The sequence below is a fragment of the Microcella daejeonensis genome (assembly GCF_026625045.1).
Classification (GTDB): domain Bacteria; phylum Actinomycetota; class Actinomycetes; order Actinomycetales; family Microbacteriaceae; genus Microcella; species Microcella daejeonensis.
Map to the genome: position 1 here is coordinate 599,459 of NZ_CP113089.1, position 23,246 is coordinate 622,704.

General features: G+C 72.8%; 19 protein-coding genes, 1 tRNA gene and 1 other RNA gene. 6 read left to right on the top strand and 15 right to left on the bottom strand.

Features of this window, described 5'->3' with window-relative positions:
- The gene (locus OVN18_RS02935; RefSeq protein ID WP_267781798.1) at positions 1-798 is read right to left on the bottom strand and encodes a DeoR/GlpR family DNA-binding transcription regulator; all 798 of its coding nucleotides are present in this window, start codon (positions 796-798) and stop codon (positions 1-3) included.
- 149 nt (positions 799-947) lie between these two features.
- Here OVN18_RS02935 and galT point away from each other — a divergent pair, with 149 nt between their 5' ends.
- The 3 genes from galT to OVN18_RS02950 all read left to right on the top strand — a co-directional run bounded on the left by galT (position 948) and on the right by OVN18_RS02950 (position 3,723).
- Positions 948-2,075, top strand: coding sequence for a galactose-1-phosphate uridylyltransferase (gene galT / locus OVN18_RS02940; RefSeq protein WP_267781801.1), 1,128 nt, complete (start codon positions 948-950; stop codon positions 2,073-2,075).
- Positions 2,075-3,232 carry a galactokinase gene (galK, locus tag OVN18_RS02945; protein ID WP_267782881.1) on the top strand — a complete coding sequence of 386 codons (1,158 nt, stop codon included), beginning with the start codon at positions 2,075-2,077 and terminating at the stop codon, positions 3,230-3,232. Before galT ends, galK begins: the two co-directional genes overlap by 1 nt.
- A 227-nt stretch (positions 3,233-3,459) precedes the next feature.
- Positions 3,460-3,723, top strand: coding sequence for a dsRNA-binding motif domain-containing protein (locus OVN18_RS02950; protein WP_267781805.1), 264 nt, complete (start codon positions 3,460-3,462; stop codon positions 3,721-3,723).
- 284 nt (positions 3,724-4,007) lie between these two features.
- On the opposite strand, the gene OVN18_RS02955 is transcribed toward OVN18_RS02950, so the two are convergent.
- On the bottom strand, positions 4,008-5,438 hold the full coding sequence (locus OVN18_RS02955) for a malate:quinone oxidoreductase (protein WP_267782884.1): 1,431 nt from the start codon (positions 5,436-5,438) through the stop codon (positions 4,008-4,010).
- 100 nt (positions 5,439-5,538) lie between these two features.
- On the opposite strand from OVN18_RS02955, the gene OVN18_RS02960 reads away from it, so the two are divergent.
- Complete coding sequence (locus OVN18_RS02960; protein ID WP_267781808.1) at positions 5,539-6,351, top strand: sulfite exporter TauE/SafE family protein; 813 nt, start codon at positions 5,539-5,541, stop codon at positions 6,349-6,351.
- On the opposite strand, the gene OVN18_RS02965 is transcribed toward OVN18_RS02960, so the two are convergent.
- The 8 genes from OVN18_RS02965 to OVN18_RS03000 all read right to left on the bottom strand — a co-directional run bounded on the left by OVN18_RS02965 (position 6,335) and on the right by OVN18_RS03000 (position 14,530).
- Positions 6,335-7,120, bottom strand: a complete 786-nt coding sequence (locus tag OVN18_RS02965) for an SGNH/GDSL hydrolase family protein (protein WP_407666058.1) — start codon at positions 7,118-7,120, stop codon at positions 6,335-6,337. The genes OVN18_RS02960 and OVN18_RS02965 overlap by 17 nt on opposite strands.
- Complete coding sequence (locus OVN18_RS02970; RefSeq protein WP_267781809.1) at positions 7,117-7,818, bottom strand: SGNH/GDSL hydrolase family protein; 702 nt, start codon at positions 7,816-7,818, stop codon at positions 7,117-7,119. The genes OVN18_RS02965 and OVN18_RS02970 overlap by 4 nt, the downstream gene beginning before the upstream one ends.
- A 56-nt stretch (positions 7,819-7,874) precedes the next feature.
- Positions 7,875-8,945, bottom strand: a complete 1,071-nt coding sequence (locus OVN18_RS02975; RefSeq protein WP_407666059.1) for an aspartate-semialdehyde dehydrogenase — start codon at positions 8,943-8,945, stop codon at positions 7,875-7,877.
- A gap of 2 nt (positions 8,946-8,947) precedes the next feature.
- Positions 8,948-10,213: an aspartate kinase gene (locus tag OVN18_RS02980; RefSeq protein ID WP_267738087.1), complete on the bottom strand. Its 1,266-nt coding sequence runs from the start codon at positions 10,211-10,213 to the stop codon at positions 8,948-8,950.
- A 183-nt stretch (positions 10,214-10,396) separates the two neighbouring features.
- On the bottom strand, positions 10,397-10,975 hold the full coding sequence (locus OVN18_RS02985; protein ID WP_267738088.1) for a TetR/AcrR family transcriptional regulator: 579 nt from the start codon (positions 10,973-10,975) through the stop codon (positions 10,397-10,399).
- Positions 10,972-11,454, bottom strand: coding sequence for an SRPBCC domain-containing protein (locus tag OVN18_RS02990; protein ID WP_267781812.1), 483 nt, complete (start codon positions 11,452-11,454; stop codon positions 10,972-10,974). Before OVN18_RS02990 ends, OVN18_RS02985 begins: the two co-directional genes overlap by 4 nt.
- Positions 11,455-11,554: 100 nt before the next feature.
- On the bottom strand, positions 11,555-12,154 hold the full coding sequence (gene recR, locus OVN18_RS02995; RefSeq protein ID WP_267738090.1) for a recombination mediator RecR: 600 nt from the start codon (positions 12,152-12,154) through the stop codon (positions 11,555-11,557).
- 3 nt (positions 12,155-12,157) lie between these two features.
- Complete coding sequence (locus OVN18_RS03000) at positions 12,158-14,530, bottom strand: DNA polymerase III subunit gamma and tau (protein WP_267781815.1); 2,373 nt, start codon at positions 14,528-14,530, stop codon at positions 12,158-12,160.
- 115 nt (positions 14,531-14,645) lie between these two features.
- Between OVN18_RS03000 and OVN18_RS03005 the strand changes: the two genes are divergently transcribed.
- Positions 14,646-15,293, top strand: a complete 648-nt coding sequence (locus OVN18_RS03005; RefSeq protein WP_267781818.1) for an SDR family oxidoreductase — start codon at positions 14,646-14,648, stop codon at positions 15,291-15,293.
- A 7-nt stretch (positions 15,294-15,300) separates the two neighbouring features.
- Here OVN18_RS03005 and OVN18_RS03010 read toward each other — a convergent pair whose 3' ends face one another.
- The 4 genes from OVN18_RS03010 to ffs form a co-directional block, all read right to left on the bottom strand.
- Positions 15,301-16,455 (bottom strand): acetate/propionate family kinase, encoded by a 1,155-nt coding sequence (locus OVN18_RS03010; RefSeq protein ID WP_267781820.1) that lies wholly within the window; start codon positions 16,453-16,455, stop codon positions 15,301-15,303.
- Positions 16,452-18,611, bottom strand: a complete 2,160-nt coding sequence (gene pta / locus OVN18_RS03015; RefSeq protein ID WP_267781822.1) for a phosphate acetyltransferase — start codon at positions 18,609-18,611, stop codon at positions 16,452-16,454. Before pta ends, OVN18_RS03010 begins: the two co-directional genes overlap by 4 nt.
- 51 nt (positions 18,612-18,662) lie before the next feature.
- Positions 18,663-20,957, bottom strand: coding sequence for a PAS domain-containing hybrid sensor histidine kinase/response regulator (locus tag OVN18_RS03020; RefSeq protein WP_267781824.1), 2,295 nt, complete (start codon positions 20,955-20,957; stop codon positions 18,663-18,665).
- A gap of 97 nt (positions 20,958-21,054) precedes the next feature.
- Positions 21,055-21,151, bottom strand: an RNA gene (gene ffs / locus OVN18_RS03025) — signal recognition particle sRNA small type.
- 58 nt (positions 21,152-21,209) lie between these two features.
- On the opposite strand from ffs, the gene OVN18_RS03030 reads away from it, so the two are divergent.
- Positions 21,210-21,297, top strand: a tRNA-Ser gene (locus OVN18_RS03030).
- 24 nt (positions 21,298-21,321) lie between these two features.
- Here the strand turns inward: OVN18_RS03030 and OVN18_RS03035 are convergent.
- Complete coding sequence (locus OVN18_RS03035) at positions 21,322-23,244, bottom strand: helicase HerA-like domain-containing protein (protein WP_267781825.1); 1,923 nt, start codon at positions 23,242-23,244, stop codon at positions 21,322-21,324.
- Positions 23,245-23,246: the final 2 nt, after the last annotated feature.

Here is a 23,246-nt window from a genome sequence, read left to right on the forward strand (position 1 = left end):
CTACCGACGGTGCGGGGCGACCTCGCGCACGCGCAGCCCGGCGGCGCGCAGCGCGGCCGCATCCCCCGCATCGATGCCGGAGTCGGTGATGAGCTCGTCGATCTCGGCGAGCGCCGCCACCCGCCCCAGGTGCGCCTGCCCGACCTTCGAGGAGTCGGCGACGAGCACGCGCTCGCCCGCGCTGTCGACCATGCGCCGCTTCACCTCGGCCTCGGGCAGGTTGACGTTCGTGACCCCGTGCTCGAGATGCACGCCCGTCGCCCCGAGGATGGCGAGATCGGCGCGCACCCCCTCGAGCAGCGTGGTCGCGAGCGGGTTGACGAGCGAGTGCTGCAGCGAGCGCACCGTGCCGCCCGTCACGACGACCGTGAGACGCGGGATGCCCGGCTCGAGCGCCAGCGCGATGGCGAGCCCGTTCGTCACCACCACGACCTCCTGCAGCTCGACGCGGGCGACGAGCGCGTGGGCCACGGCCAGGGTGGTGGATCCGACGTCGAGCAGCACGCTCTGCCCCGACTGCACGCGCGCCGCCGCGGCCTCGGCGATGGCCGACTTGGCACGGGCGAGCCGGGCGCGGGACTGCTCGAGGCTCGACTCGCGCTCGGCGACGAGCCCGCGCGGCATCGCCCCGCCGTGCACGCGGGTGAGGCGCCCGTCGGCCTCGAGCGCGGCGAGGTCGGTGCGCACGGTGACCTCGCTGACGCCGAGCTCGCGGGCGAGGTCGGCGACGCGGGCGAAGCCGCGGCGCGCGACCGCGCCGGCGAGGCGCTCGCGCCGGCGCGGGGCGGTGTCGGCCATGGAGAGCCTCTCGGGTCGGGCGGAGTGGGCGGGACGAGCGGGCGGGTGGGCGGGCGGGCGGGACGAGCATCCAGCCCGCTTTCGGAACTCGTCGAAAACGAAAGCACGCCTCTTGCGTTTGCGCAAGGGATCGGCCGTAGCCTGGGATCATGCCGATCACCCTGCGCACCGACACGCTCGCCGATGGCCGCGAGCTGCTCTACTTCGACGACGCCGACACGACGCTCGGGCCCGAGCGCGGCATCGACGCCCGCGTGCTCGACCCCCGGCCCGCCACGGCGAGCATGCGCCAGGACGTGCTGACCGGCGACTGGGTCTCGATCGCGAGCAACCGGCAGAACCGCGTCTTCCTGCCGCCGGCCGACCAGGATCCGCTCGCGCCGCAGACCGCCGCCAACCCGAGCGAGATCCCGAGCCGCTACGACGTCGCCGTGTTCGAGAACCGCTCCCCCAGCTTCGGCCCGGCCCTCGAGCACGAGAACGCGCCGGCCGACCTCGCCGATCTCGCCGCCATCGGCCTCGAGCGCACCCGCACGAGCGTGGGGCGCTGCGAGGTCGTGTGCTTCTCGCCCGAGCACGAGGGCTCGTTCGGCTCGCAGACCGTCAGCCGGGCGCGCACCGTCATCGAGGCGTGGAGCCAGCGCACCGCCGCGCTGAGCGCGATGCCGGGCATCCAGCAGGTCTTCGTCTTCGAGAACCGGGGGCAGGAGATCGGCGTCACGCTCGGCCATCCGCACGGGCAGATCTACGCGTACCCCTTCATCACGCCGCGCACGAGCGCCCTGCTGCGCTCGGTCGCGGCGGTCGGCGACGACCTGTTCGCGCAGATCCTCGCGAGCGAGCAGCAGAGCGAGCGCGTGCTGATCCGCGGGGAGCACTTCACCGCCTTCGTGCCCTTCGCCGCGCGCTGGCCGCTCGAGATCCACCTGCTGCCGCACCGGCACGTGCCCGACCTCGCCGGCCTCACCGACGAGGAGAAGGACGAGCTCGCCCCCCTCTACCGCCGCCTGCTGCGCGGGCTCGACGCCCTCTACGACACCCCCACCCCGTACATCGCCGCCTGGCACCAGGCGCCCGTGCACGAGGGGCGGGATGCCGTGCGCCTGATGCTGCAGGTGACGAGCCCGCGGCGCGCGGCTGACAAACTGAAGTACCTCGCCGGGTCGGAGGCCGCCATGGGCGCCTTCATCGGCGACGTCGCGCCCGAGACCCAGGCCGCGTTCATCCGCTCCGGCATCGAGAAGGCCGACATGACCGAGAAGGCAGACCAGCAGTGATCAGCGATATCCGCGACGACGCCCGCACCGGATTCACCGCGGCCTTCGGGCACGAGCCCGACGGCCTCTGGTCGGCTCCCGGCCGCGTCAACCTCATCGGCGAGCACACCGACTACAACGAGGGCTTCGTGCTGCCGCTCGCGATCGATCGACGCACCGTCGTCGCCGTCGGGCTGCGCGAGGACCGCGTCATCCGCGTCGCGAGCGACTTCGCCGACGAGGTCGTCGAGATCGGTCTCGACGAGCTCACCCCCGAGGTGCTGACCGGCTGGCCCGCGTACCCGCTCGGGGTCGCGTGGGCGCTCACCGAGTTCGGCGCCGACCTCTCGGCCGTGCCGGGGCTCGACCTCTTCATCGTCAGCGACGTGCCGGTGGGTGCGGGACTGTCGAGCTCGGCCGCCATCGAGAGCGCCGTCGCGCTCGGTCTCAACGACGTGTGGCAGCTCGGCCTCGACCGGCGCACCCTCGCCCGGGTCGGGCAGCGCGCCGAGAACGTCGCCGTCGGCGCCCCCACCGGCATCATGGACCAGTCGGCCTCGCTGCTCGGCGCCGCCGACCACGCCGTGTTCCTCGACTGCCGCACGCTCGAGACCGAGCTCGTGCCGCTCGGGCTCGCCGAGGCCGGGCTCGCCCTGCTCGTCATCGACACCGGCGTCAAGCACTCGCACGCCACCGGCGGCTACGGCGAGCGCCGCGAGGCCTGCGAGCGCGGCGCCGCCGTCATGGGCCTCTCCTCGTTGCGCGACCTCACCGTCGACGACCTGGCGCGCGCGGGCGACCTGCTCGACGACGTCACCTTCCGCCGCGTGCGCCACGTCGTCACCGAGAACCAGCGGGTGCTCGACACCGTCGCGGTGCTGCGCGCCGACGGGGCCGAGGCCATCGGCGAGCTGCTCGACGCCTCGCACCGCAGCATGCGCGACGACTTCGAGATCTCGGTGCCCGAGCTCGACCTCGCCGTCGAGACGGCAGTGCAGGCCGGCGCCATCGGTGCCCGGATGACCGGCGGCGGTTTCGGCGGGGCCGCCATCGCCCTCGTGCGCATCGACGACCTCTCGCGCATCCAGGTCGCCGTCGACAACGCGTTCGGCGAGCACGCCTTCGGCCAGCCCGACACCTTCGTCGTCACCGCCTCGGAGGGCGCGGCGCGCAACTGATCGGCGCGCAGGACCGCGGGCCGATCTCCTGCGCCATCGAGGACATGCGGAGGACGGCATGCACTGCACGACCACGGATGCTCGTGGGTCGCGTTCGTCGGAGGAGGAGATTCCGCGGCCTCCGATGAGCGACCCTGGATGCCCGCTGAACGCTGGTCGAATCCCCGCTCCTCCGTCCAATACATTCGAACGCATACACTCGCTCGACTGAATCGGACACCCGCACCATGAGCTCGCTCCTCTCCCTCTCCGGCCGCACCTCCCCCGCGCGGCAGCTGCAGTGGCTCAGCCCGCAGAAGGGCCTCTGGGTCGCCTCGGAGCACACGGCCGAGGGCATGGCGCACGCCGGGTACGTCGAGCTCGTCGGCACCGGGTACGTCGTCGCCGACGGCGTCGGCCGGCACCTCGGCCGCTTCGCGACCCGCGCCGCCGCCCAGCGCGCCCTGCGCACGAGCCGCCTGCGGCGCCGCGATCAGCGCGCGAGCGCCTGAGCGCCTCCGCACCCACGACGTCGCGCGAGCGCCTGACCGGCCTCGGGCATCCCCCCCGCCCCGCCCCCCATCAGCAGAACGAGGCCCCCGTGACCACCGCCAGCATCTCCTCCGCCGCCCCGACAACCGAGGCCGTCATGATCGAGCTCGCACCGACGCAGGCGATCGACATGACCGCGCTTCTGCGCGACTGACCGGCGGCGCTCGGCGCGATCACCGCCGACCGCTGCGTGACGGAGGAGCGGCGCCCGGCGGGCGACCGCCGAGCGCGACGATCGGCGCGACTACCGCGCGATGGCGAGCACGGCGGCCGTCTCGCCGAGCACCCGGTCGGCCGTCTCCGGCGACTCGCTGACCGTGCCGCCGTAGGTCGGCACCATGCGCGTGATCCTCGGCGTCCAGGCCGCCATGCGATCGGGGAAGCAGCGCTGCAGCAGCTCGAGCATGATCGGCGCGGCCGTCGATGCGCCGGGCGAGGCGCCGAGCAGACCGGCGATCGAGCCGTCGGCTGCTGCGACGACCTCGGTGCCGAACTGCAGCACGCCGCCCTTCTCCGGGTCGTTCTTGATGACCTGCACGCGCTGGCCGGCGACCATCTTGTACCAGTCGTCGCCCTTCGCGTTCGGGTAGAACTCGCGCAGGGCATCCAGGCGGTCCTCCCGGCTCGCGAGCAGCTCGCCGACGAGGTACTTCACGAGGTCGAAGTTGCGCAGGCCCACCTGCAGCATCGGAACGATGTTGTGCAGGCGGATCGAGCCGAAGAGGTCGAACCACGAGCCGGTCTTGAGGAACTTGGGGCTGAATCCGGCGTAGGGGCCGAACAGCAGCGAGGCCTGGCCGTCGACGACGCGGGTGTCGAGGTGCGGCACCGACATCGGCGGGGCTCCGACACTGGCCTTGCCGTAGACCTTGGCGAGGTGCTTGGCCACGATCTCGGGATCGTCGCTGCGCAGCCACTCCCCGCTGATGGGGAACCCGCCGAAGCCGCGGATCTCGGGGATGCGGCTCTTCTGCAGCAGGGGCAGCGCGTGGCCGCCGGCGCCGACGAAGACGAAGCGGGCCTCGACCTGCAGGGGCGTCTCGCCGATCTCGTGCCGCAGCTTGATGCGCCAGGCGCCGTCCTTCAGCTTCTTCAGGCCGCGCACCGTGTGCTCGACCTCGAGCCGGCCGCCGTTGTCGATGAAGCCGTCGACGAGCAGGCGCGTGAGCGCTCCGAAGTCGACGTCGGTGCCCGAGGCCATGTAGGTGGCCGCGATGGGCTGGCTCTTCGCCCGGCCGGGCAGCAGCAGCGGCGCCCAACGACGGATCTGAGCGGCATCCTCGCTGTACTCCATGCCCGCGAACAGCGGGTGGTCCTTCAGGGCGTCGTAGCGCTTGCGCAGGTAGGCGACGTTCGCCTCGCCCCAGACGAAGCTCATGTGCGGCGTCGAGTTCAGGAACGCCGTCGGCTCGGGCAGAGTGCCCTCGTTCACGAGGTAGGCCCAGAACTGCCGCGAGACCTGGAACTGCTCGTTGACCTTCACCGCGTTGGTGATGTCGATCGTGCCGTCGGCGCGCTCGGGGGTGTAGTTGAGCTCGCACAGGGCGGCGTGGCCGGTGCCCGCGTTGTTCCAGGGGTTCGAGCTCTCCAGAGCGACGTCGCTCAGGCGCTCATAGATGCGGATGTCCCACTCGGGCTCCAGCTGCTGCAGCATGGTCGCCAGGGTCGCGCTCATGATGCCGGCGCCGATCAGCGCTACGTCGATGCGTTCACTCACGCGCCGAGTTTACCCGCGGCGGGCTGACCGCCAGCCTCGCATCGGTAGGGTTGCGCGAGTGATTCTGCCCCTTCTTGCCACCGGCCTCGTCGGCGGGCTTCTTTCCGGGATGTTCGGCGTCGGCGGCGGCATCGTCATGGTGCCGATGCTCATGTGGTGGGCGCGCATGGACCAGCGCCGGGCATCCGCCACCAGCCTCGTCGCGATCGTGCCGAGCGCCGTCGTCGGCGCCGTCGGATACGGGATCAACGGTCAGATCGACTACTTCGCGGCCGCCCTCATCGCCGTCGGCGCCGTCGTGGGCGCCCCGATCGGGGCCTGGTTGCTGCGCACGCTGCCGCTCGGCTGGCTGCGCTGGATGTTCATCGCCGGCCTGCTCATCATCGCCGTGCGCCTCATCCTCGTCGCCCCCGAGCGCGGCGGCAGCCTCGAGCTCGACGTGCTGCCGATCATCGGGCTCGTCGTCCTCGGCTTCGTCATGGGCATCGCGAGCGGCATGTTCGGCATCGGCGGCGGCGTCATCGCGGTGCCGGTGCTCATCGCCCTCTTCGGCATGGGCGACCTCGTGGCCAAGGGCACCTCGCTGCTCGCCATGATCCCGACGGCCCTCTCGGGCACGGTCGCGAACGTGCGCGCGGGCATGGTGGATGTGCGCCAGGGCCTCATCGTCGGCATCGCAGCGGCGTGCGCCTCGCTCGGCGGCGTCGCACTGGCGTTCCTCGTGCCGCCGCAGGTCGCCGGCGTGCTGTTCGGGATCCTGCTGCTCGCGGTCGTCGCGCAGCTCAGCGTGCGGGCCGTCCGGGCGCAGCGCGCCGCCCGGGCGTCGGCGCGCGAGGACGCGGCGGCGGACGCTCCTAGCGATCGAGGCTGATCGGCTCGAGCGTCGCCCGCTTCGGCGCTCGCCCGTCGCCGCTCGACCGGCCCGTGAGACGGCGGCCGATCCACGGCAGCACGTACTCGCGCCAGTAGGCGGCCGTGCGGGGCCGCGCCGCCTCGAGCTCGTGCAGCCGCTCGGCCGCCGACTCCCCTCCGGGGGCCACGGGCACGTCGAGCGCGGCGAGCACGTTGCCGGCGACGCGCGCATGGCCGAGCGCGTTGAGATGCAGGCGGTCGATCGACCAGTAGCGCAGGTCGCGCAGGCCCTCGTCGGCCCAGTTGTCGACGAAGAGCATCGCGCGCCCGTCGAGCCGGCGGCGCACCTCGCGGGCCAGCTGATCGCCGCGCGAGCGCACCATGCGACCGAGCGGGATGTGGTCGCCGGGGTCGGCGCCGCTCACGATCATGACGCGGATGCCGCGCGCGGCGGCGCGATCGGCCGCGTCCGCCAGCCGGTCGGCGACCGCGGCCACCGAGACCCGCGGCCGCATGATGTCGTTGCCGCCGCCGTTGATGCTCAGCAGATCGGGGGCGAGGTCGAGGGCGACGGGCAGCTGCTCGTCGAGGATGGGGCCGAGCAGTCGGCCGCGGATGGCGAGGTTGGCGTAGCCGAGCGGCGCCTGCGCGGCGTGCGCGAGCCCGAGCGCGACGAGGTCGGCCCAGCCCCGGGGAGTACCGTCGGGCAGCTCGTCGCCCATCCCCTCGCTGAAGCTGTCGCCGATCGCGGCGTAGCTGGCGACCGCCGCGTCGCTGCCGACCGTCACAGGCCGAGGGCCTCGAGCTCGGCCCGCATGCGCTCCGCCATGACCGCGTACCCGTCGTCGTTCGGGTGGAGGCCGTCGGAGGCCATGAGCTCCGGACGCCCCTCGATCCAGCGCGAGGCGCCGGCGATGTAGTCGGCGCCGATGCGCTCGGCCATCGCGCGCTGCCAGCCGATGATGACCTCGACCGACTCCGGGCGCTCGTCGGTGTACCAGAAGGGCTCGACGACGATGAAGCGGGCCTCGGGCAGGGCCTCGACGAGCCGATCGATGTCGTCGTTCATCTGCTGCGCGATGCGCTCGCCCTCCTGCTCGTAGCCGAAGTTGTCGTTGAGGCCCATCGTGACGAACACGATGTCGGGGCTCTGCTCGATGATGAGGTCGGGCAGGTCTCCGTCGCCGAAGGTCGACCGGTTGCGCAGGTAGCCGAGCCCGTTGACGCTGGGGTTGTACTCGCGCCAGCCGCGCTCCTCGCTGATGACGGTCGACCAGCGCACCGAATCGTCGGTCGCGCCCGTGCCGAGCGTGTACGAGTCGCCGTAGAAGGCGACGATCGGGCCATCGCCCTCGGGCGGCGCGGGGGCCGGGGCCGGCGCCGCGCACGCGACGAGACCCGCGGAGGCGATGACGGCGAGCAGGCCGAGAAGAGCGGGGCGGGATGCCCGGCGCGAGCTGAGGCGCGAGGCGGAGGGAGCGGTCATGAGCACGGTTCGACGCTACCGCGGCAACGGTTCGGTCGACGGCCGGGCGCGGCCGGTCACGCCGCGCTGACGCCCTTCCGCGCCGCGACGAGCTCGGCGATCTGCACCGCGTTGAGCGCCGCGCCCTTGCGCAGATTGTCGTTGCTGATGAAGAGCGCGAGTCCCCGGCCGCCGGGCACGCCCTCGTCCGCGCGGATGCGCCCGACGAGACTCGGGTCGGCGCCGGCCGCCGCGAGCGGGGTGGGAACATCCACCAGCTGCACGCCGGGGGCGTCGGCGAGCAGCTCGCGCGCCCGCTCGGGGCTGAAGGCGCGGGCGAACTCGGCGTTGATCGCGAGGCTGTGACCGGTGAACACCGGCACGCGCACGCAGAGGCCGCTCACCCGCAGCTCGGGCAGCTCGAGGATCTTGCGCGACTCGTTGCGCAGCTTCTTCTCCTCGTCCGTCTCGCCGAGGCCGTCGTCGACGAAGCTGCCGGCCTGCGGGATGACGTTGAAGGCGATCGGCGCGGGGAACTTCACCGCAGCGGGGAACTCGACGGCCGAGCCGTCGTGCACGAGGTCGATGGCGCTCTGGCCGACGACCGCGGTCGCCTGCTCGAGCAGCTCCTCGCCGCCGGCGAGCCCGGCGCCCGAGACCGCCTGGTACGTGCTGACGATGAGGCGCTCGAGGCCGGCCTCGGCGTCGAGCACCTTGAGCACGGGCATCGCGGCCATGGTCGTGCAGTTCGGGTTGGCGATGATGCCCTTGACGGCGTCGTCGATGGCGTGGGGGTTGACCTCGCTCACGACGAGGGGCACCTCCGGATCCATGCGCCAGCCCGAGGAGTTGTCGATGACGGTGACGCCGGCGGCCGCGAAGCGCGGGGCCTGGGCCTTGCTCGTCGTGGCGCCGGCGCTGAAGATCGCGATGTCGAGCCCGGTGGGGTCCGCGGTCTCCGCATCCTCGACGACGATCTGCCGGTCGCCGAAGGGCAGCACGGTTCCGGCGCTGCGGGCGCTGGCGAAGAAGCGGATCTCGCCGACCGGGAAGGCGCGCTCGAGCAGCAGCCGGCGCACGACGGCGCCGACCTGGCCGGTGGCGCCGACGACGCCGATGCTGACGGGGGCGGGGGATGCTGCGCTCACGCTCATCGCCCCGTTCCCGCGTAGACCGCGGCCTCGGTGTCGCCGTCGAGCCCGAAGGCCGCGTGCACGGTGCGCACGGCCTCGTTGAGGATGTCGGCGCGGGTGACGACGGAGATGCGGATCTCGGAGGTGGAGATCATCTCGATGTTGATGCCGGCGTCCTTCAGCGCCGTGAACAGCTGGGCGCTGACGCCCGCGTTGGTGCGCATGCCCCCGCCGACGACGGAGAGCTTGCCGATCTGGTCGTCGTACTGCAGCGAGAGGAAGCCGACCGACTCCTGCTCGGAGCGCAGCGCGGTGAGCACCGTCGAGCCGTCGCTCTTCGGCAGCGTGAAGGAGATGTCGGTGCGGCCGGTCGTGGCGGCGCTGACGTTCTGCACGATCATGTCGATGTTGGCGCCGGTCTTGGCGACCATGGTGAAGATGTCGGCCGCCTTGCCGGGGGTGTCGGGCACGCCGACGACGGTGATCTTCGCCTCGGAGAGGTCGCCGGCGACGCCGGTGATGATCGGTTCTTCCATTGTCTCTCCCTCGATCGGGTTGCGCACCCAGGTGCCCTCGGCGGGCGTGAACGACGAGCGCACGTGCAGTGCGACCCCGTGCCGGCGGGCGAACTCGACGGCGCGGATGTGCAGGACTTTGGCGCCGCTCGCGGCGAGCTCGAGCATCTCCTCCGCCGAGACCCGGTCGATCTTGCGCGCCAGCGGCACGACGCGCGGGTCGGCGGTGAAGACGCCGTCGACGTCGGTGTAGATCTCGCAGACGTCGGCGTTCAGCGCCGCGGCGAGGGCGACGGCGGTGGTGTCGCTGCCGCCGCGCCCGAGCGTGGTGATGTCGCGGCTGTCGCGGTTGAAGCCCTGGAACCCGGCGACGATGGCGATCGCGCCGTCGTCGAGCGCCTCGCGCACGCGGGTGGGGGTGACGTCGACGATGCGGGCGGAGCCGTGCTGGGCATCCGTGATCATGCCGGCCTGGCTGCCGGTGTAGGAGCGCGCCTCGTGACCCAGGCTCTTGATGGCCATCGCCAGCAGCGCCATCGAGATGCGCTCGCCGGTCGTGAGCAGCATGTCCATCTCGCGTGCGTCGGGGATGGGCGTGACCTCGTGAGCGAGGTCGATGAGCTCGTCGGTGGTGTCGCCCATGGCGCTGACGGCGACGACGACCTCATGGCCGGCGGTGCGCGTGGCGACGATGCGCTTGGCGACGCGCTTGATGCTCTCGGCGTCGGCGACGGAGGATCCGCCGAACTTCTGCACGATGAGGCTCACGTGGTGCTCCTGATGCTGGATGCGGGAGGGCGCGGAATTCAGGCGGGTGGCCGGGCGAGGGGATGCGACGAAGGGTGGTGGCGACGGCCTCGACCGCTGATTCTAGCGGGATGCCCTGCCCGCCCCCTGCGCGCGCGAGGTCGCTCGGCCCGCCACGCGCGGGTCGCCCGGCGGCGGCCCGCGCTACACCGCCGCGCCGCGCAGCGCCAGCTCGACGAGCTGCTCGGCCTCGGCGTCGCTCGTCGCCCGCCCGCACAGCGCTCGCACGTGCATGGGGTTCACGATCTGCTCCCACACGACGACCGGGTCGACGTCGGCCCGGAGGCCTCCCGCGGCCGCCAGGCGCGCGAGGTGCTCGGTGGCGAGGGCGTAGCGATCGCGGAAGAAGTCGTCAGCGAACGCGACCAGCTCGGGCGAGGCCGCGGATGCGGCCATGACGGCGCGCAGGATGTTGCCGCCCTGCGGCGACCGCAGGGCGCCGGCGACCGACCGCGCGAGCTGCAGCACGGCCGCGCGCGGATCGGCGTCGACGACCGCGGGCACCGCCGTCTCGCCGAGCCGCCGGATCGCCGCGGCGATGAGCAGCTCGCGCGTCGGGTAGCGGCGGTAGATCGTCGTCTTGTGCACGCCGCTGGCCTCGGCGACCTCGTCGACCGCGATGGCCGACCCTCGCTCGACGAGGAGGGCGATCGTCGTGTCGAGCACGGTCGCCTCGACGGCGGCCCCGCGCCGACGGACGGCGGTCTGCTCGGCGGCGGTCACGCGGCGGTCGCCCGTGCGGCGAGCTCGGCGTTCATCCGGCTGAACGCCGCCGGGGTGGCGACGGTGAGCATGCGTCGGAGCAGCGGCACGAGCGCGCCGGAGAGCACCTCCGACTGCACCAGGCGGCTGCGCCCCTCACCGAGGGGCTCGACGACGAAGCGGTGGCGCCCGTCGAGCACGCCCGGGAGCCCGACCCGGCCGAGCCAGGTCAGCTCACGCCCCGGCTGCAGGTCGATGATGCGGGGGCGGAAGCTCTGCCCGCTGGTCGTCGTGGGCTCGATGCGCACGTGCTGCCGGGCGCCCGGCGCGAGCGCGCCCTCCCATCGGCGGATGAAGCTGTTCCACTGCGGGTAGGCCGCGGTGTCGGTGAGCACGGACCACACGGCAGCCTGCGGCGCATCGATCAGGATGCTCGTCGTGATGCTGACGCGGAAGGGGGAGCTCTCGACGCTCTCGGTGGCGCGGGTCGTGGTGGTCATGGTGCCGTCTCCTTATCGCAACTTTTGTTGCATAAGTCGACGATAGCACTGCGTCGTCGCTAACGCAACAGAAGTTGCATACCCCGCCCCGGGGTGGATCTCAGCGCTGGACCGAGCGGCGCCCTTCGAAGGCGCGCCCGAGGGTGACCTCGTCGGCGTACTCGAGGTCGCCGCCGACGGGGAGGCCGCTCGCGAGGCGCGACACCGTCAGACCCGGCTGCACCAGCAGGCGGGTCAGGTAGGTCGCGGTGGCCTCCCCCTCGAGGTTCGGGTCGGTCGCGATGATCACCTCGGTGACGGTGCCGTCGCCGAGACGGCCGAGCAGCTGCGCGATGCGCAGGTCGTCGGGGCCGATGCCGTCGATGGGGCTGATCGCGCCCCCGAGCACGTGGTACAGCCCGCGGAACTCGCGCGTGCGCTCGATCGCGACGACGTCCTTCGCCTCCTCGACGACGCAGATGCTCACGGGCGAGCGGCGCGGGTCGCGGCAGATCGAGCAGGTCGCCTCCTCGGCGACGTTGCCGCAGATCTCGCAGAAGCGCACCTTCTCGCGCACGTCGATCAGGAGCTGCGCGAGGCGGGCGACGTCGAAGGACTCCGTCTGGAGGATGTGGAAGGCGATGCGCTGGGCGGACTTCGGGCCGATGCCCGGCAGCCGGCCGAACTCGTCGATCAGGTCCTGGATGATGCCGTCGTACACGGGCTACTCGTCTCTCGGGGCGGAGCTGGTGAGGCTGACGACCGATTCCACGGCCTCTTCAGCGAGGAATCGGGCACCGAGCAGCTCGCGGACGACGGCCTCGCCGTACCGCTGGCGCCCGGCAGCCTCGGCGGGATGGATCGGCGCCGGCGCGGAGGGGATGGTGCGCTCGGGGGCCGACGCCGGTGCAGCGACGCGCTCCGCCGGCGGCGGGGCCGAATCGTCGTCCGGCGCATCGGAGTCGTCGAGCGGGGGCACGTCGTCGTGGTCGACGCGACCGACGCCGTGCGAGATCGCCGTGGCGGGCGTGCTGCCCGGGATCGCGACGACGTCCCATCCCGTCACCGTCACCGGCTCGGCCGGTTCGGCGCGGGACGGGCGGGAGGGCGCATCGGCCCGGGAGGGCGCCGTCGCCGTCCTCGTCGCGGAGGGCGCGATCGGGGCGGACGCTCGCGAGGTCCCGGCGGCGGGAGCCGGCTCTTTCCGGGACGCCGGCGTGGGCTCGGGCTCGGGCTCCGGATCCGGCTCCGGTTCGGGGGCGAGGTCCGGTTCGGTCTCGAACTCGGGCTCGGGCTCGGGCTCCGACTCCGGCTCGGGCTCGGGCTCCGGCTCGGGCGCGGGCTCGGGCGCGGGCTCCGGCTCCGGTTCCGGCTCCGGCCGCGGGGCCGACGAGGACGGATCCGACGTGGAGGCGCGGGAGGGTGCGGTGACCGCGGACGGGGCCGGGTCGGGGTCGGCGGGCGGCGCGTCCTCGGACGCCGCCGCGGGTACCGCCGGCCGCCCCTCGTCGACGCGCACCTTGAACTTCACGCGATGGCCGAGCACGTGCTGGATCGCGCTGCGCACCTGCTCGCTGACGCTGTCGGCGGGATTGGTGCGCTCCTTGAAGCGGTTGGCGTCGCCGACGGAGGTGAAGGCGATCGTCAGCACGTCGCCGTCATCGAGCGCGGCCGGCTGCGCGAGGTAGACGACCGTCCAGGCGCTCATCTTGACCGACTGGATGCGCTCGAGCACCGCGGGCCAGTGGTCGCGAAGCGACGCGAGCGTCAGCGGGCCGCTCGGAACGACCGGGGCCTCGGCCGCCGGCGACGCAGCAGTGGGTGATCCAGCGGTGGACGACTCAGCGGTGGCCGACTCAGAAGCGGGAGAGGCGGGAGCAAAGCGCCCGGCGTCGGCGACGGGGGCTGCCGCCTCACCGGCAGCGGGGGCCGTCGCGGCGGGAGCTCCGGCGGCCGCAGCGGCGTCGTCGGCGGGTCGAACCGCGGCGGCGCCGGGCGCCGCCGTGACGAGCACGCGGGCCATCATGAGCTCGAGGTGCAGACGGGGCGAGGTGGCGCCGGTCATCTCGGTGAGGGCGCGGTTGACCACGTCGGCGGCGGTCGAGAGGTCGGCGGGCGCGAAGCGCGACGACTGCTCGCGCATGCGGGCCAGATCGTCGTCGGGCACGCCGCGCAGCACGCTCGCCGCCTGCGCTCCCGTGGCCTGCACGACGATGAGGTCGCGCAGTCGCTCGAGCAGGTCGTCGACGAACCGCCGGGGATCCTGCCCCGTCTGCACGACCCGGTCGATCGCCCCGAAGGCGGCCGCGGAGTCGGCGGCGGCGATCGCATCGACGACGTCGTCGAGGAGCGCGGCGTGGGTGTAGCCCAGCAGCGCGACGGCGCGCTCGTAGGTGACCGTGTCGGCGTCGCTGCCCGCGATGAGCTGATCGAGCAGCGAGAGGCTGTCGCGCACGGAACCGCCGCCGGCACGCACGACGAGGGGCAGCACGCCCTGCGCGATCTGCACGCCCTCGCTGTCGGCGAGCTCGTGCACGTACTGCAGCAGCTGGGCGGGCGGCACGAGGCGGAAGGGGTAGTGGTGGGTGCGCGAGCGGATGGTGCCGATGACCTTCTCGGGCTCCGTCGTCGCGAAGATGAACTTCACGTGCTCCGGCGGCTCCTCCACGATCTTCAGCAGCGCGTTGAAGCCGCCCGAGGTGACCATGTGCGCCTCGTCGATGATGAAGACCTTGTAGCGGTCGCGCGCCGGGGCGAAGATCGCCCGCTCCCGCAGGTCGCGCGCGTCGTCGACGCCGCCGTGGCTGGCCGCGTCGATCTCGACGACGTCGAGCGAGCCGCCGCCCTCGCGCGAGAGCTCGACGCAGCTGGGGCACACCCCGCAGGGGGTGTCGGTGGGGCCCTCGGCGCAGTTGAGGCAGCGGGCGAGGATGCGCGCCGACGTGGTCTTGCCGCACCCGCGCGGGCCGCTGAAGAGGTAGGCGTGGTTCACGCGGTCGCTGCGCAGGGCCGCCCGCAGCGGATCGGTCACGTGCGACTGCCCGATCAGCTCGGCGAACGTCTCGGGACGGTAGCGACGGTAGAGGGCGGTGACCACTCGCACAGCGTAGTCGCCACCTCCGACGCCCGGGCCCGCCGGGAGCGGACCGGGAGAGCCCCCGCCGGTGCGCCGCGCACACGCGGCACGGAGCTTCATCTGATCAACTGACGGGATGCGTATCGTCATCGTCGGAGGCCACGGCCAAATCGCCCGTCAGCTCAGCCGCCGCCTCTCCGCCGCCGGCCACGAGCCCATCGCGCTGCTGCGGAACCCCGACCACTGCGACGACGTGCGGGCCGACGGCGCCGAGCCGGTCGTGCTCGATCTCGAGCGCGGCGACGTTCACCGGGTCGAGGAGATCGTGCACGGCGCCGACGCCGTCGTCTTCGCCGCGGGAGCCGGACCGAGCAGCGGCCCGGAGCGCAAGCTCACCCTCGACCGGGACGGCCTGATCCTCACGGCCGACGGGATGCTCGCCGCGGGCATCCGCCGCCTGCTGGTCGTCTCGTCCATGGGCGCCGACGACTTCGATGCCGACAGCGCCGACACCTTCCAGGTCTACCTGCGCGCCAAGAGCGAGGGCGACGCCGCCGTGCGCGACCGCGACCTCGACTGGACGATCGTGCGCCCGGGCTCGCTCACCGACGACGAGGCGGGCGACGCCGTCGAGATCGCCGAGTCGGTCGAGGCCGGATCGGTGCCGCGGGCCGACATCGCCCACGTGCTGCACGCGCTGCTCGAGTCCGGCGCCGGCGTGCACCGCACGATCGAGGTCGTCGGCGGGTCGACGCCCGTCGCCGAGGCCGTCCGCGCGCTCTAGCCGACCGTCAGCGGCGCTCGCCCACGGCGAGCGCCGCCGCCTGGCGCGCGATCGAGAGCTCCTCGTTCGTGGGCACCACGAGCACGGCGACGCCCGCGCCCTCGGGCGAGATGGTGCGCGCCGTGCGGTCCTTCGCGCCGTTTCGCTCGGGGTCGACCCGCACGCCGAGGTGCTCGAGGCCCGCGAGCGCGCGCGACCGCAGCGGGGCGCTGTTCTCGCCGACGCCGGCCGTGAAGACCACGGCGTCGAGGCCGCCCAGCTGCGCGAGGTACGCCCCGACGTAGTGGCGGATGCGGTGCGCCCACACGTCGAGCGCGAGAGCGGCATCCGCATCGCCCTCATCGGCGGCCCTCGTGACGTCGCGCATGTCGGCGCTGCCGCTGAGACCCAGCAGACCGCTGCGCTTGTTGAGCAGGGTGTCGAGCTCGTCGACCGAGAGGCCAGCCTGCCGGTGCAGGTGCAGCAGCACGGCGGGGTCGAGATCGCCCGAGCGCGTGCCCATGACGAGGCCCTGCAGCGGGGTGAAGCCCATCGAGGTGTCGATCGAGCGCCCGCCGTCGATGGCGGCGACGGATGCTCCGTTGCCGAGATGCAGCACGATCAGCTTGAGCTGCTCGAGCGGCCGCCCGAGGTGCGCGGCGGCGCGCTCGGCGACGAAGGCGTGGCTCGTGCCGTGGAATCCGTAGCGGCGCACCCCGTGGGATCGGGCGAGCTCGCGGTCGATCGCGTAGGTGTAGGCCGCGGGCGCCATGCTCTGGTGGAAGGCCGTGTCGAAGACGGCGACGTGCGGCACCCCGGGCAGCACGGCCATCGCCGCGCGGATGCCGGCGAGATTCGCCGGATTGTGCAGCGGCGCGAGCGTCGAGACCTGCTCGATCTGCGCGATGACCGCCTCGGTGACCGCGGTCGGGGCGGTGAACACCGAGCCGCCGTGCACCACGCGGTGGCCGACCGCGGTGAGGTCGGTCGCCGCATCGCCCAGCTCGGCGAGCACCCGGCGCATCCCGTCGACGTGATCGACCGCGCCGCCGCCGGGCTCGCCGATGCGCTCGACGAGGCCGCTGAGGATGGCCTGCTCCGTCTCGACGTCGACGAGTTGGTACTTGATCGAGCTCGAACCGGAGTTGACGACGAAGACGCGCGTGCCGGGGGTGCCGCTCATGCCGTGCCGCCGATCGTCGAGATGGGGGTCGTCGGCGGCGGCGGGGTGCGCTGCGCCTGGATGGCCGTGATGGCGACGGTGTTGACGATGTCGCTGACGAGGGCTCCGCGGCTGAGGTCGTTGACCGGCTTGCGCAGGCCCTGCAGCACCGGGCCGATGGCGACGGCGCCCGCCGAGCGCTGCACCGCCTTGTAGGTGTTGTTGCCCGTGTTCAGGTCGGGGAACACGAAGACCGTCGCCCGGCCGGCGACCGGCGAATCGGGCATCTTCGTCTGCGCGACGCCGGGGTCGGCGGCGGCGTCGTACTGGATGGGCCCCTCGACGAGCAGATCGGGGCGGCGCTCGCGCACGAGCCGCGTCGCCTCGCGCACCTTCTCGACGTCGTCGCCCGAGCCCGACTCCCCCGTGGAGTACGACAGCATCGCGATGCGCGGCTCGATCGCGAACTGCTGCGCCGTGGCCGCCGAGCTGATGGCGATGTCGGCGAGCTGCGCCGCGGTCGGATCGGGGATGACGGCGCAGTCTCCGTAGACGAGCACGCGGTCGGCGAGCGCCATGAGGAACACGCTCGACACGACGCCGACGCCCGGATCGGTCTTGATGATCTCGAAGCTCGGGCGGATGGTGTGAGCCGTCGTGTGCGCGGCGCCCGAGACCATTCCGTCGGCGAGGCCGAGGTGCACCATCATCGTGCCGAAGTAGCTGACGTCGGTGACGACGTCGCGCGCGATCTCGACCGTCGCGCCCTTGTGGGCCCGCAGCCGCGCGTACTCCTCGGCGAAGCGCTGGCGCAGCTGCTCGTCGAACGGGCTGACGATCTGCGCCTCGGCGAGATCGAGTCCGAGCTCGGCCGCGCGGGCGCGCACCTCGCCCTCGTCGCCGAGGATGGTCAGGTCGCAGACGCGGCGCTGCAGCAGCGTGCTCGCGGCGCGCAGGATGCGGTCGTCGCCGCCCTCGGGCAGCACGATGCGCTTGCGGTCGCCGCGCGCGCGCTCGAGCAGCCCGTACTCGAACATCAGCGGCGTGATCGTCTCGGAGCGCGTGACGTCGAGCCGCTGCAGCAGGGCCGGCGCATCGACGTGCCGCTCGAAGAGGGCCAGCGCCGTGTCGTACTTGCGCTGCGAGTCGGCGGCGAGGCGCGCGCGGGTCTCGGTGATGCGCAGCACCGTGTCGTAGGTGCCGTAGTCGGTGCGCAGGATGGGCAGCGCCGGGTCGAGTCCCTCGACGAGGGTCTGCACCGAGGCGGGCGTCTCGAACCCGCCGTAGAGGATGATCGCCGCGATGCTGGGGAAGGTCTCGCTGGCGTGCGCCATGAGCACGGCGAGCAGCACCTCGGAGCGGTCTCCGGGGATGAGCACGACGGCCCCCTCGGTGAGCCGGGGCAGCACGTTCTCCATGCTCATGCCGGCGACGACGACCCCGAGCACCTCGCGGCCCATCAGTTGCTCGTCGCCGCGCACGAAGCGGGCGTCGCAGGCCTCCATGACGCTCGTGACGGTGGGGGCGATGAGGTAGCGGTCCTCCGGGATGCTCGCCGCGAGAGCATCCGGAGCCACGCTCTGCACGGCGGCGGTGATCGCGTCGAGGCGCTCGACGTCGGCGCGGTTGACGATGATGCCCAGCAGCTGGGCGTGGGCGTGCTCGAGCTCGGCCACGGCGACCTCGGCGACGCGACGCATGTCGTCGGGGCTGCGGGCGCCCGACTCGGCGAGCCCGCGGCCGCCCGAGCCGCCGGAGAGCCGGCCGCCGAGGACGAGGACGACGGGGGCGCCGAGGTTGGCCGCGATGCGCGCGTTGAAGCTGAGCTCGGTGGGGCCGGAGACGTCGGTGTAGTCGCTGCCGACGATGACGACGGCGTCGCACTGCCGCTCGACGCTCTTGAAGCGCTCGACGATCGTGGCGAGCGCCGCCTCGGGATCGGCGTGCACCTCGTCGTAGCCGACGCCGATGCACTCGTCGTACTCGAGGTCGACGCCGTCGTGCGCGAGCATGAGGTCGAGCACGTAGTCGCGCTCGCTGCGATCGTGCGAGCGGGCGACCGGGCGGAACACCCCGACCCGCTCGATCTGGTGGGCGAGCGTATCGAGGATGCCCAGCGCGACCGTCGACTTGCCCGAGTTGCCTTCGGCCGATGTCAGGTAGATGCTCTTCGCCACCCGCTCAGCGTAGGGGCGGGGCCTTGGGCCGCGGTGGGCGGATCCGCCGGATCAGCCGCTGCGGGTCACGGCCGCGCGCACGGTGCGCAGCAGCGACTCGGTCGTGAACGGCTTCGCGAGGGTGTGGCGCACGCCGTGCGCGGAGAGCTCGGCGAGGCCTCCGGCCCCCGGGAACCCGCTCGCCGCGATGACGGCGACGTGCGGGTAGCGCTCGGCGATGTGCGCTGCGACGGCGGCGCCATCCATCATCGGCATGATCACGTCCGTGATCACGACCGCCATCTCCGCGGCGTGCCGCTCGAGCACCTCGACCGCCTCGAGGCCGTGAGCCGCCTCGACGACGCGGTAGCCGTGCGCTTCGAGCGCCTGGCGCATCAGATCGCGGATGCTCGCCTCGTCATCGACGACGAGCACGAGCTCGCCCGCGCCCCGCGCCACCGGATCCGTCGGCTCCTGCTGCGGAACCAGCACGGCCCCGTCCTGCGCCACCGGCAGCAGCACGATGAAGCGGGAACCCGCGCCCGGGGCGCTGTGGGCGGTGATGGCGCCGCCGTGGCTCTCGACGATGGCCTGGGTGTTCGCCAGGCCGAGTCCGGTGCCCCGCCCGAGCTGCTTCGTCGTGAAGAAGGGCTCGAAGATGCGGTCGAGCACCTCGCCCGTCATGCCCGTGCCCGTGTCGTCGACGGTGAGCACCGCGTACTCGCCCGGCGCGAGCCCCGTCGATGCGCGACCGGACGCGATGACGGTCTGCCGGCCCGTCGAGATCGTGAGCTCCCCGCCCTCGGGCATTGAGTCGCGGGCATTGGCGACGAGGTTGAGCAGCACCTGCAGGATCTGCGTGCGGTCGCCGAGGATCGCCGGGAGCTCTCCGACGCGCTGGGTGACGGTGATCGACGGGGACATGGTCGGCAGGGTGATGCGGAACAGCTCGCGCACCACCTCGGCCAGGTCGACGAGCTCGCGCACGCCGTCGACGCCCCGGGCGAACGAGAGCACCTGATCGACCATGTCGGCGCCGCGGCGCACCGCGGCCTCCATGCCCTCCAGGAGCGCGAGCTGATCGGGGGCGGGCGACTGCGTCTTCAGCAGCTGCACCGACATGAGCAGCGGCGTGAGCACGTTGTTGAGGTCGTGCGCGATACCGCCGGCGAGCGTGCCGAGGCTCTCGGTGCGCTGCGCGCGGCTCAGCGCCTGCTGCTGGCGACGCAGCTCGGTGACGTCGGAGTTGACGACGAAGATCTTCGCGGGCCGCCCCTCGGCGTCGAGCACGACCTGCCAGCGGCACTCGATGATGAGCGCGCGGCCGTCCTTCGTGCGCTGGGTCAGCTCGCCGAACCAGCGGCCGTCGCGCAGCAGCTCGGCACCCGGTCCCTCGAAATCGGCCGGATCGGCGTAGATGAGCTCGCGGATGTTGCGCCCCACGGCCTCCTCGCTCGACCAGCCGTAGAGCTGCTCCGCACCCTGGTTCCAGTAGAGGACGACGTTATCGAGATCCTCGATGAGCATGGCCTCGGTGGAGGCCTCGATGAGGGCCGCCTGCTCACGGGCGACCGCGGCGACGGCATCCATCTCGCGCTGCCGCTCGACCTCGTCGGTGACGTCGCGCGCGAAGACGGCGATGCCGTTCTCGACCGGATGCACGGTGCCCTCGAGGGTGATGCCGTACTGCTCCACGCGCGCACGGGCGGTGCTGCTCGTGCGCTCGTTCATCGCGCGCTGCAGGCCGTTGGTGAACGGGCCGGCCGCGAGCTCGGGCACGATCGACCAGATCGGCTCGGAGTAGAGCCTCTCGGCGGGGAGATCGAGGAAAGCGAGCAGCGCCCGGTTCGCGAAGGTGATGCGCCAGTGCTCGTCGATGAAGAAGACGAAGTCGGGGATGTAGTCGAGGGTGCGCTGCAGGCTCTCCTGCGCCGCGATGCGGTTCTCCCGCTCGGTCACGATCTCGGTGATGTCGTAGATCGCCCCCTGCAGGCGGACCACTGCGCCGGCCTCGTCGAGGACGGGCACGCCGATGATGCGCACGCGGATCTCGCGGCCCTCACGATCGATGACGATCGACTCGAGGTCGGTCGTCACCTTCTCGACGATGTTGCGGTTCATCGCCGCCTCGATCAGGGAGCGCTGATCGTCGGGGTACATCCCGATGGCGACGTCGAGCGGCGGCGCCCCGCCCTCGGACTCGTACCCGAAGAGGGAGAAGAGCTCCGCTGTCCAGTACAGCTCGCCCGAGGGGATCTCGATCGACCAGCCGCCGAAGCGCGCGATGCGGCCGGCGAGGCGCACCAGATCGGCATCGTCAGCCGGGGTCGGCGCGATGCTGCGATCGTGCGGCGGTTCACTGGCCACGGACGGCCTCTCTCGGGAGCGTTCTTCACCTTAGGCCGGTGAGTGCCCGCACGTACAGAGACAGGGCCGGGGCGCGCCGGAGCAGGCGGCCGAGACGAAAAAGGACCCCTCGCGCACCCGCCAGAGCCCGGTTACCCTTGCTGCGTTTCCGCCCTGGGGGAGTTGGCCTGGATGGCGCCGCGCGAGGAGCCGTGATCAGTTTACCGGTAGACTCGTCCCCGGTCGCACGCCCTCCGGCGCGGACGATCGCCAGGAGAATTCGCCTAGTGGCCTATGGCGCACGCTTGGAAAGCGTGTTGGGTGCAAGCCCTCGGGGGTTCGAATCCCCCATTCTCCGCCAGAACCTCGACTCGACCGGCGTGCACTAGCGCCGCTTGAGGGTGCCGAACACGCCGCGCAGCACCTCGCGCACGATCGTCTGGCCGGCGCGCGAGCCGAGCGCCCCGCCGAGCAGGTCGCCGATGCCGCCCGCGCCGCTGCCCGCCGTGCCGCCACCGCTCGAGCCGCCCGTGCGGCGGGTCGTCGTGCGCGTCGTCGTGCGGCCGCGGCGCTCGAGGTCGCGCAGCGTGCGCTCGTAGTCGGCCTGCGCCTTCGCCTGGCGCTTCGCCTCGGCGGTCGCCGCAGAGGCGGCCTCCTTCTCGAGCCGGGCGCGCTCCTTCGCCGCCTCCGCCTCGAGCTCGCGGGCCGCCTCGGCCTCGGCCGCCGCGTTCATGCGCGCCGCGAGAAGCTCCGAGGCCGACTCGCGGTCGACGGCGGTTCCGTACGCGGGCAGCAGGGGCGAGGCCGCGATGACCTGCGTGATGACGGGCTCGGGAGCAGCATCCATCGAGCCCTGCGGCGCCCGCAGCCGCGTCCACGCGACCGGCGACGGCGCGCCCTTCTCGTTCATGACCGTCACGATCGCCTCGCCGATGCCGAGCGTCGTCAGCACCTCGCCGAGGTCGTAGCCGCTCGACGGATAGGTGGAGACGGTGGCGCGCAGCGCCTTCGCGTCGTCGGGCGTGTGCGCGCGCAGCTGGTGCTGGATGCGCGAGCCGAGCTGGGCGAGCACGTCGGAGGGGACGTCCTTCGGGGTCTGCGTGACGAAGAAGATGCCGACGCCCTTCGAGCGGATGAGGCGCACCGTCTGCGTGATGGCGGCGAGGAAGTCCTTGCTCGCGTCGCGGAACAGCAGGTGGGCCTCGTCGAAGAAGAAGACGAGCTTCGGCTTGTCGAGGTCGCCGACCTCGGGCAGATCGTTGAACAGGTCGGCGAGCATCCACATCAAGAAGGTCGAGAACAGCGCGGGCCGGTCGGCCACGCCGGGAACCTCGAGCAGGCTCACGATGCCGCGCCCGTCGGGGGCGAGGCGCAGCACGTCGGCGGTGTCGAACTCGGGCTCGCCGAAGAAGACGTCGGCGCCCTGGGCCGCGAACGCGACCAGCTCGCGCAGGATCACGCCCGCCGTCGCCTTGGCGAGCCCACCGAGCTCGGCGAGCGCCGGCTTGCCCTCGTTGCTGATCAGGTACTGGATGACCGCCCGCAGATCGTCGAGGTCGACGAGCGCGAGCCCCTGCGTGTCGGCGTAGTGGAACACGAGGCCGAGGCTCGACTCCTGCGTGTCGTTGAGGCCCAGCACCTTGCTCAGCAGCAGCGGGCCGAAACTCGACACCGTCGCCCGCACCGGCACCCCGTGGCCGATGCCGCCGAGGGCGAGGAACTCGGTGGGGCACGCCGCGGGCGCCCACGGCTGGCCGATGCCGGCGGTGCGCGCGAGCAGCTTCTCGCTCGGCTCCCCCGCGACGGCGATGCCGCTGAGGTCGCCCTTGATGTCGGCCGCGAACACCGGCACGCCCGCGGCGCTCAGCTGCTCGGCGAGGCCCTGCAGGGTCTTCGTCTTGCCGGTTCCGGTGGCGCCGGCGACGAGGCCGTGCCGATTCGTCATCGCGATCGGGATGCGGATGGGCACGTCGGCGCGCGGGTCGCCGTTGACGAGGGCGCCCATCTCGAGCACGGGGCCGGCCATGGCGTAGCCGGCGCGGATCGCGTCGACCTCGGAGGCGGTGAGCGGGGCGGGCTCGGCGGCGGGCGCAGCGGCGGGGGCGGCGGCGGCGGGGGCGGGCGCGGCGGCCTCGGCGGCGGGCGCGGCGGCGGGCGCGGCGGCGGGCGCGGGGGCCTCGGCGGCCCGCGCGGCCTCGGCTGCAGCTCGCGAGGCCTCGGCGGCCTGCTGCTCGGCCGCGGCGAGCGCCGCCTGCGCCTGCTCCAGGGCCTTCTTCGCCGCTTCGACCTGCGCTGCCGCATCGCTCATGG